This is a genomic window from Variovorax gracilis (assembly GCF_030317115.1).
Classification (GTDB): Bacteria; Pseudomonadota; Gammaproteobacteria; order Burkholderiales; family Burkholderiaceae_C; genus Variovorax; species Variovorax gracilis.
On sequence record NZ_JASZYF010000043.1, the window covers coordinates 26,183 to 35,446 of the forward strand.

At 63.5% G+C, this 9,264-nt stretch carries 8 protein-coding genes and 1 pseudogene; 2 read left to right on the plus strand and 7 right to left on the minus strand.

What is annotated here, in order from left to right; translation table 11 throughout:
* Positions 1 to 3: 3 nt before the first annotated feature.
* The 3 genes from QTH97_RS33790 to QTH97_RS33800 form a co-directional block, all read right to left on the minus strand.
* Positions 4 to 1,038: a hypothetical protein gene (locus tag QTH97_RS33790; protein ID WP_286572957.1), complete on the minus strand. Its 1,035-nt coding sequence runs from the start codon at positions 1,036 to 1,038 to the stop codon at positions 4 to 6.
* 39 nt (positions 1,039 to 1,077) lie between these two features.
* Complete coding sequence (locus QTH97_RS33795) at positions 1,078 to 2,802, minus strand: flavin monoamine oxidase family protein (protein WP_286572958.1); 1,725 nt, start codon at positions 2,800 to 2,802, stop codon at positions 1,078 to 1,080.
* Between the two features lie 518 nt (positions 2,803 to 3,320).
* A complete protein-coding gene (locus QTH97_RS33800; RefSeq protein ID WP_286572966.1) occupies positions 3,321 to 3,833 on the minus strand; it encodes a hypothetical protein in 513 nt (170 codons plus the stop codon).
* Between QTH97_RS33800 and QTH97_RS33805 the strand changes: the two are divergent.
* Positions 3,746 to 4,259: pseudogene (locus QTH97_RS33805) on the plus strand (Tn3 family transposase); the annotation flags it as partial. The gene QTH97_RS33800 and the pseudogene QTH97_RS33805 sit on opposite strands and share 88 nt — an antisense overlap.
* 449 nt (positions 4,260 to 4,708) lie before the next feature.
* Positions 4,709 to 5,743: an IS110 family RNA-guided transposase gene (locus QTH97_RS33810; protein WP_286572965.1), complete on the plus strand. Its 1,035-nt coding sequence runs from the start codon at positions 4,709 to 4,711 to the stop codon at positions 5,741 to 5,743.
* Positions 5,744 to 6,073: 330 nt separating this feature from the next.
* Here the strand turns inward: QTH97_RS33810 and tnpC are convergent, their stop codons facing one another.
* The 4 genes from tnpC to QTH97_RS33830 all read right to left on the minus strand — a co-directional run.
* The gene (tnpC, locus tag QTH97_RS33815; protein ID WP_286572959.1) at positions 6,074 to 7,672 is read right to left on the minus strand and encodes an IS66 family transposase; all 1,599 of its coding nucleotides are present in this window, start codon (positions 7,670 to 7,672) and stop codon (positions 6,074 to 6,076) included.
* 76 nt (positions 7,673 to 7,748) lie between these two features.
* Positions 7,749 to 8,102: an IS66 family insertion sequence element accessory protein TnpB gene (gene tnpB, locus QTH97_RS33820; protein ID WP_286572960.1), complete on the minus strand. Its 354-nt coding sequence runs from the start codon at positions 8,100 to 8,102 to the stop codon at positions 7,749 to 7,751.
* Entirely contained in the window at positions 8,078 to 8,506 is a 429-nt protein-coding gene (locus QTH97_RS33825) for a transposase (protein WP_286572961.1), read from the minus strand. The genes tnpB and QTH97_RS33825 overlap by 25 nt, the downstream gene beginning before the upstream one ends.
* 388 nt (positions 8,507 to 8,894) lie before the next feature.
* A partial coding sequence (locus QTH97_RS33830) for a sensor histidine kinase (protein WP_286572962.1) occupies positions 8,895 to 9,264 on the minus strand: 370 nt, incomplete at its 5' end.

Genomic DNA, 9,264 nt, shown 5'->3' on the forward strand with positions numbered 1-9,264 from the left:
CCTTCAGGCTACGGGGGTCGGTTCGGGGCCTCGGCGATACAGCAGCGCGGTGACTCGCATTTCCATGCCGATGCCCAGCAGCACCAGGTGATCCATCAGGATGTCCGCCTGGAACTTCCCCCAGATCACGGGCACGGACGCCATCACCATGTCGCCGAAGTCTTCGAGCGCGCCGATGAATTGTCCGGGCCCGATGTCATGGGCCCATCGATCGCAGACGGGTTTGGAGGTCTGGTGCGCGATCAGGGTCACTTCGTGCGCCGGGATCTTGTGGCGATCCAGCAGTCGATGCACCAGGATGCCCGGCTCTGGAAAGCCGAATTCCTTGACCGCGCTGGCGCCGCGCTGGTCGTCGAGCTTCATCAGTGGCGTGCTGAACGCCTGCGCGACGCCCGGCGGGCAAGTCTCGGAAGGGATGGGCCTGGAGGCCATGCGCAACGCGCCGAACAGATCGGTGCGCGTTTCGTTGTCCCAGTCGATCAATCGGAATTTGCCCGCGTCCCCGGTCCGTCCGACGATGGCTGCCCCTGCGCCGTCGGAAGCGGCAAGCGCGACCGACTCGTGATAGTCCACGTGGTGCGTCCAGTTGCAGCCGCACACCACCAGCGCGTTCCTGGCGGTGCCCATGCTGACGAGGTCATGCGCGAGCTTCATGCCGTCGTGGAAGTTGGTGTATTCGGTATTGAGCGTGAATATCCGGCACTGGCTGGAGAGCCCGAGCCGTGCGTGGACCAGGGCCAGGTCGTTCGGCGCGGCGTACTGGGCCACCGAGGCAGCACCAAAAAGGATGTCGACATCGCCAGGCAACAGGCCTGCGTCCTCCATCGCACGGAGGGCCGCCTTCTCCATGATGTCGACCACATCCCCGGGCTGGGCCAGCACGCGCCGGTGCTTGAGGCCCGCGAAGATGTCCGCATTCTGGTCGGGCTTGTGGCTGTTGAGCCAATCGAAGACGGGGTCGTCGTTATTGCGGATCGTGTCAGGGACGCAGTACCCGACGCCCAGGGTTGCCACCCTCGATACCAAGGCCTCGGTCATTGAAGTCTCCGGTGGTTCATCGGGCGCGTTCGCACAGGCTCAGGGCTTCACCCAGCCGGGCGCGGCCAGCCGAAAGCGTTTTTGCAGGATGCACTCCGCGGTCTGCAATGCACCCTCGGCCCATGTCTGGTTGGTCGAATAGGCTTCGCCGCAGACGTAGCAAGGGAAGTCGGCCACCGGCTGCGTCATCCGGTCCAGCACTTCCCAGGACTTGTGGCCCGAATTCCAAAGGTGGACACCGCCGCCGAAAGGATCGTCGGTCCAGTCCATGTAGGCGGCATCGATGGGGTCGGGAATGTCCTGGACGTTGTGCATGAGCTTCAACTGCCGGTGCATCTCGACGACCATGGCGTGCGGGGCCTTGTGGCTGTCCCAGTTGTGCCGCAAGCGCGAATCGGAGTGGGTTGTCGCCGCGCGCGCCGCTTGAAAGGGCACCGCCTGTCGGGCAAAGAGCTTGCGCGCCTCGCCCACTGCGGCGGTCCGGTGGCGTCCCGCCCTCAGGCCCCCTGTCCGTGCGTCGTTGGGTCCGAGCGGCATCTCGCGCAAGCCGCCCCAGAATTCGGCGCCGGTCATGTCGCTGTAAGCCATGAGGGTGCTGTTGGTGTTCTTCGGGTCGGCGCCCTGCTGCTTGCCCTCGACGGCCCAGTAGTAGCACTGCCGGATCGGCAAGTCGGTGAGCGATCGCCCGGCCGACAAGCCCAGCTTCTCCCACCAGGGTTCGGGATACACGATGAAGAGCTTGTCGAAGGGAAAGCCTTGGACGGCGTTGATGAGTTCCCCCACGTGCGCAGGTGCCTGAGGGCCCAGCACCGGTCCGTCGGTTTGCAGGAGTTGCAGCGAGCGCTTCGGCATCGCCAGCACCACGGCCCGTGCCGTGACGCTGGTGCCGTCGCGAAAGTGCAGGCATGCGCCGGTCGTGCCGTCGTCCAGCGTGGCCGCTTCGAAGCGCGACAGCCAGGTGCCGGTCTTCAGCTCTCCGCCGGCGTCCGTGTAGCGATTCTGGAGTCCCCAGGGCACGGTCTCGTAGCCGCCATCCATGAGGAAGTACTCCACGTCGGGCGTGAAGTCGAAGAACTCCAGGATCAAGTCGACCGCATTGCCATTGACGCCGAGACAGTCGTACCCCACCGCGGCGCGCGCCAGGCTGTAGGCCTCGAAGCTCATGCCGCGTGCCAGCAGATTCCAGAAGCCATGCTGGTACAGCGGTGTGCCGTCGATTTCGGCAGTTTGCAGATACTGGTGCAGCGCGGTCCCAGTGAGCGAATTCACCTGGGGCAACAGCTTGGCAATGCTCCAGCTCATGAGGGATGCGGCCGTGTTCTTCGGCCCGATCCATGCCTTTTCCTCATCCAGGAGGTTATAGGGCAGCGCGTTCGGGTCGCACAATTGCGCGATGCTGAGGTGATGGCCCCGCAGATAGGCGAGGTTCTTGTCGTCGATGACCACCTGCTTGCGCGACGTAATCTTCAGTTCGTTCTCCACCAGGCCGCGAATCAAGGGCTGCGAGGACATGTAGCGCATGCCGCCCAGCTCGCAAGTGACATGCGGCATGCCGGGTGGCTGTGCGGACAGGATGCGGCCGCCGATGCGCTCGCTGCCCTCGAACAGCCCCACCTTCAACTTGCCGGTCGACCCGGCCCAGGCCTTGAGTTGCGGCGACGCCGACAGATCGGCGCTCAGGAGCCGGTACCCCGTGTAGACGCCGGAGATGCCGCCACCGACGATCGCGATGTCGTAGTGCGGTGAAGCGCCGCTGGAATGCATGGCCAAGGTCCTTCCTGCCGCTATCGAGACGGAACATCGCCACCTCTCTCCCCCTGGGCCCGCCGGATCTTCCCGTTGGGCATGGGTGGTGAGACGAGCGCGTGAGAGATCACAGCCTGCCGCGATGAAAAGGCTTCTGATGCCTGGCCGCGAAGCTGGACCAAGCCGCAGAGCGCTTTACAGAGTTGGCGAATCTACACGTAAAGCTTGAACGCTCCTAGCTGGAACAACGAGGGGGAGGCCCTGACGGCGGCGTTGTCACGTCGGGCGTCCGCGTTGCAACATCAACGGGTGGCGTCGCGCTTCAGAAGGCCGCGGACGGGTATTGGGTGAGGCGCGTGAGAATGCGCCGGACGTCAAAACGGTCGGATGCTGCCAGCGCCAGGATGCCGCAAAGCTTCGTTGGCCGTCCATGATTTTCCTCTCGTGCTTGGAATGAGCGCTTGGTGAGGCCGGAAGAATAGGCTCGATGGGCCGCTCGCGCACCTTCCCTAAAGGCCTAGTCCGACGAGGGCGAGCTACTGCCGCTTGAACAGCAGGGCCACCCTGCGGCCCTCAATGGCAAGCACCGTTACCACGGGCTCATTCTCGCCAAAGAGCTGCGCGTGCATGTCCTTGGGCACGGCCACCAGTTTGTGGCCAAGGCCAATGTTCTGCTTGTTCAGCACGTAGTAGTTGATCCTGTCCCAATCGTCGGTGGTCCAGCTTTCAACTGCCTGCTGCTTGTGCATGTTGCCCAAGGCGTCCTGCGGCAGCCATGCCGTCGCTTCATACAGCCCGACGCCGCGCGAGCGGAGCGGCGGCATCGTCTCTTCACGCTGCGGCACCGCGTACTTGGGCAGCGCGGGCCCGGGCAGTTCGTCCTCCATCGTGAAGTCGAGTTCCACCGAGTAGTCGTAGGTCGTGTCGCCCAACGTCATGCCGTTGAGGATGACGGCATCTTGTGCGGCTGGTGGCGTCCATTCGCGCTGGCAAGGTGTCCGCGGTACACGCAATTCATCGGCTGGGATCGGCCGCCATCGGCGATCCATTGCACCATACGGCTGATCATCTCGGTGGTCTGCTGCGAACGCTGTTCCTGTGCGACTACCTGACGATCACCGACTTTCGACGCGAGCTGCTTGCGCTACTGAGCCGCGGCGAATCGGTGCATCGACTCTAACGTGCAATCCACGGCGGGCAGATTGCGCAGGACCGAGGACGACGAAGGCAGGAGATGATGGCCATCTCTGGGGCGCGCCTTGCTCACGAACATCGTGCTCGCCTGGAACACCAGCCGCATGTACGGCGTCGTTTCGCGTCTTAGGGCCTCCGGCTTGCCGATGGAGGACGACTGGCTTCGCCGGATCGGACCCGCGCACTTCTCGCACATCAACTTCCGAGGAACGTTCCGGTTCAATCTCGAGAAATATGGGCACTTGCTGATCAAGCGTCGATCCGGCAAGGCTGCAATCTGAGCCATCACCTAGTCCGTCGCCGGAGCAGAACTGTCTTACCGCGCGAGCCATGGGCCTCTTTCCGCGGCCACCGGTTCCGTGTCAATCTGCACCAACCGCACTTCCCTGCTCCGACTCTCACTTTTGCAAGTGCTTGTCGTGATTGACGCTTTTCGGGGCGACCGTGTCAATTTGTCGAGAAAATACGATTGCCCCAGATCCGGCTGTTCACCTTCCTGGTCCGCCAGGCTGGCCGTGAAGACGGCCCTGCAACGTGCGAAGAAGACGCAGATTGTCGCGCGGAGCTCGCCTTCTTCGGCATCCGCAACTTGCGCGATGTGGCGACGAGCCTCAATGGCTACGATCAAACCTGTTTCGTATGCAATTGGATGGACGCCCCCACCCGTAGCGGCATCGACGTGCCAAAGTGGAAGTGTCACCAACCACTTGAACCGAGAGGGGCGTCCACCATGAAGATTACGACTGTTGGCATCGACTTGGCAAAGAACGTCTTCCAAGTCCACTGTGGCGACGAGCGCGGCAAGGCCGTGTTGAAGAGGCAGCTGCGGCGCGACCAGATGGCCACGTTCTTCGCCAATCTGCCGCCGTGCCTGATTGGCATGGAGGCCTGCGGCGGCGCGCACCACTGGGCGCGCAAGCTTCAGAGCATGGGTCACACCGTGCGGCTGATGGCGCCGCAGTTCGTCAAGCCCTACGTCAAGACCAACAAGAACGATGCAGCCGACGCCGAGGCGATCTGCGAAGCAGTGGCTCGGCCGAATACGCGCTTTGTTCCAGTGAAGAACGTCGAGCAGCAAGCAGTCCTCGCGCTGCATCGTGTTCGACAGGGCTTTGTGAGGGCGCGCACAGCGCAAGCCAATCAGATTCGTGGGCTGCTCGGCGAGTTCGGTCTGATCATTCCGCAGGGTATAGGCTACATCGCCACGCGCGTCCCCGAGTTGATCGAAGACGGCGCCAACGAGCTACCAGGTGCGTTTCGCCTGCTTGTTCAACGCCTGCTCGATCACCTCAAGGAACTGGATCACCAGGTCGAGGAACTCGAGGCGAAGATCCAGGCTTGGCATCGGGGCAACGAGGTCAGTCGGAAGCTCGCCCAAGTCCCGGGCATCGGTCCCATCACTGCCAGTGCGCTGGTCGCTTCAATCGGTGACGCGAAGAACTTCGACAGCGGTCGCCAGGTTGCAGCATGGCTCGGCCTAGTTCCCAGACAGCATTCCTCGGGCGGCAAAGCCAACCTGCTAGGCATGAGCAAGCGAGGGGACACCTACCTGCGAACGCTGCTAATACACGGGGCACGCTCCGTCATTTATCGCGTGAGCCAGAGGGCTGACACCTGTAGCTGGATCGCCGCCGTGGTGAACCGACGCAACAAAAACGTGGCGGCGGTGGCGTTGGCGAACAAGAACGCTCGGATCGTCTGGGCTCTTCTCGCGCACGGCCGCTGCTTCGACGCCGAATACGTGCGCCAAGGCGTGGCCGCATAGGGCCGAGAATCCGAACGAAAACAACACCTCCAGGGGAGAACGAACCACCGATTGCTCAGGCGATCATGAAGTGATGGCAAGACAGGTCAGACCGTGGTTGGCAAAGCCCGCGCCGGACGAGGCACCCAGAGTGCGTGTATGCGATCGAGGCGTCAACCAGCTCATCCCATCAGGGACCGCAGCCAAAAGCTGCAATCAAAGTCCGAATGTACGGGTGCAATCTTTACCTTCGAGCCGCACGAATTGAAAACCTGGCATAGGGGGCGTCCATGTACGTCTGGCCAAGTCACCTTGCCCCCGAGCGGGCGAGCGTGTAGTCGGCGGCTGCGTTTAGGCCGACGGCTTCCAGCGGTGCGGCAGCAGGTCTTCAATATGGCTGGCCGGTTGAGTCGGCAGCCGCTCGAGCACATCCTTGAGATACGCGTAGGGCTCGTGTCCGTTGATGCGCGCTGAGTGCAGCAGGCTCATGACCGCCGCCGCCCGCTTGCCCGCGCGCAGGCTGCCGGCGAACAGCCAGTTCGATCTACCCAGCGCGATTGGCCTGATGTGGTTCTCCACCCAGTTGTTCGAGATCGGCACGTCGCCGTCATCGACGAAGTGCGTGAGTTCGCCCCAGCGCTTCAGGCTGTAATCGATAGCCTTGATCGTCGCGGAACCCGGCGGCACCAGTTGACGCTGCGCCACCAGCCAGCGGTGGAACACGGCAAGCACCCGCCGTGACTTGCGCTGCCGTATTCGTCTTCGCTCTTCGGGCGTCTTGTTCTCGATTTCACGCTCGACGCGGAACAGGCTTTGATGGAAGCGCAGTGCCTGGCGCCCCACCTCACTACTGTGGTTGGCCCATAGTTCGTGGAACTTCCTCCTGGCGTGCGCCATGCACTGCGCCGAGGTCACGCCCTTGTCGAAGCAGGCTCGATAGCCGCTGAACCCGTCGGTGACCAGGGTGCCCTTCCAGGCGCTCGGGGTTTCCAGCCGCAGGAACTCGCGCACATTCTCCCCGCTGCGGGTCTCGCTGAACTCGAACACCACCGCCTTCGTCGCGTTGCTGCTCGGGGTGCAGTAAGACCACATATAGGCGCGGTGTGTCTTGCCGTTGCCCGGCTTGAGCATCGCCACCGGCGTCTCGTCGGCGTGCAGCACCGCGTGTCGCCGCAGCTCGTCGGCCAGCGCCTGCACCAGCGGTTGGAGCTGCGCGCCGCATTCGCCCACCCACTGCGCGAGCGTCGAACGGGCGATCAAGTGGCCAGCGCGCTCGAAGACCGCTTCCTGGCGGTACAGCGGCATGTGGTCCAAGAACTTGGCTACCAGCACCTGGGCCAGCAGGCCGGTGGTGGGGATGCCTTTGTCGATCACATGCGCCGGTACTGCAGCTTGCACGAGCGTCTCGCAGTGCCGGCAGACCCACTTGCCGCGCACGTGGCGCTCCACTGTGAAGACGCCGGGTTGGTAGTCGAGCTTCTCCGCCACGTCTTCGCCCATGCGCTGCATCTGGCAGCCGCAACCGCACACCGTGGACTCGGGCTCGTGGTGCACGTCGCGTCGCGGCAGGTACGGCGGCAGGGCCTGCCGCTTGGGCGTCTTCTTGCCAGCCTTGTCGCCGGGAGCATCGCCGTCGGCACCCAGCCTCTTGATCTCCCGATAGAGCTCGGCCAGGTCTTCGTCCAGCGTGTCCTCCAGCAGGCTCTTCTGCTCGGCGCTGCCGGCGAACTTCTCGCTCGTCGCGGCGAACTTCATGCGCTTGAGCACCGCCACTTCGTGCGTGAGCTTGTCGATGAGCGCCTCCTTGAACGCCACGTCGCGCTCGCGCCGCTCGATCAGCGCGTCCTTGGCGCGCAGTTGTTCGTCGCGCGCGGCCACCTCGGCCATCAACGACAGCATCGCCTGCCGCACCTGCGGATCCAAGGCTTCCAGCTGCTGCGCGCTGATCATGGAGTGCGATCGTCGCGCATCACTGCGCCGATCACATCGGCATATCCAGCAATTGCCAAGCCTCGAGGGCCTTGGCTCAGATCACGCGGATGATGCCGGCTTCCCCCAAGCGCTGCCACGGCAGGCCCAGTACTAGCGCATCGAACTGCGTTCGGCTCAGAGTCAGGGTGTGCGAGCTGTCAGTCGACCAGACGAACTTGCCCGCGTTGAGTCGTCGGGCTGCCAGCCACACGCCGATGCCGTCATGCACGAGGACCTTCATGCGGTTGGCTCGGCGGTTGGCGAACATGTAGGCGTGATGCGGACGGGCTTCACCGAACACCTTCACCACGCGCCCCAACGCCGCTTCAGTGCCGGCGCGCATGTCCAACGGTTCGACCGCCAGCCAGATGACGTCGATGCGGATCACCGCAGCAACTCGCGCAGCCACGTGCCGCACTCGGTGGCTAGTGGCGCCGGCCAAGTCACCACGATGGTCGTGGAACCTCGCCTGACTTCCATGCGAATTTCGCTCGCCGGCGTGACTGGCGCAGGCAGTTGCACGGGGACGAAGGACGACGACACAGCCTCAGTGCTGGGCAAAGCCTTGCAAGCGGTGCCTTCCGCCATTCCGCCAGGCGACACCTCCGCGTCACGCACCCATCGGCGCAGCAGGTTCGCATTGATGCCCAGCGCCATCGCTACGGATGCCATGGAGACACCGGGCTGAGCGGCTGAAGCGACCGCATGGGCCTTGAATTCGTCGCTATGCAACCGGCGGCGTCGCCGGTCGCCCGAAGCCTGAGGAGAGATAGTGTGCACGTGTCCACCAACAGTCGTAGTGGATACGAGCATCCTTTGCTCCTAAGCCGCGTTCAAGATGGGTTTGCCGGACGCATACTCCGCATCAACGCTTTGCGTCATGATTCAAGGCAGGAGCCGTATGCGGTAGTGCCGCACATACGGATCTGTGCGGGGGGCGGTGAGTAATTCCCGTCCCTACCGCGCCCATGCTTTTACCGTGACCGCCTCCTAACCCACGCAGCGCCGCTTGCGCCCTCGGGGGAGGAACGAAAAACGGACCCCAAGGGCCCGTCGATTCGCTGCGAATGCAGTCGATCAGCGCGAAGCTCGCCGCGTGAACGACCGTGTGTGGCGCGCCCAGAAGATTCGAGCGTAACGGTCTCCCTCAAGCTGGCTGGGGGGAAGCACGGTCTTAGCACATCCGGGCGCCGACCATTCATTAACCAGCCTTCGAAAAGCGCTCTGGCAGCGTGAACGAAAATGTCGATCCGTTCCCGAGCGTGCTCTCCAGGCGCATGGTTCCGCCGTGCAGCTCGACGAAGCGTTTCGCCAGCGTCAGCCCCAGCCCAGTGCCTTCAGACTTTCCGAGTTGATCACCCGATGCTTGGCGGAACTCTTCGAACACCAAGGCCTGCTGATCTGGCGCAATGCCCACGCCGTTATCGATCACCGCGATCTCCACGGCACTGCTGTCCGCGCCCTTCAGGTGTCGCGCGCGGAGAGTCACGCTTCCGCCCACGGGCGTGAACTTTACGGCATTCGACAGCAGGTTGATCACGACCTGCTTGATCTTGCGCTGGTCGGCAACC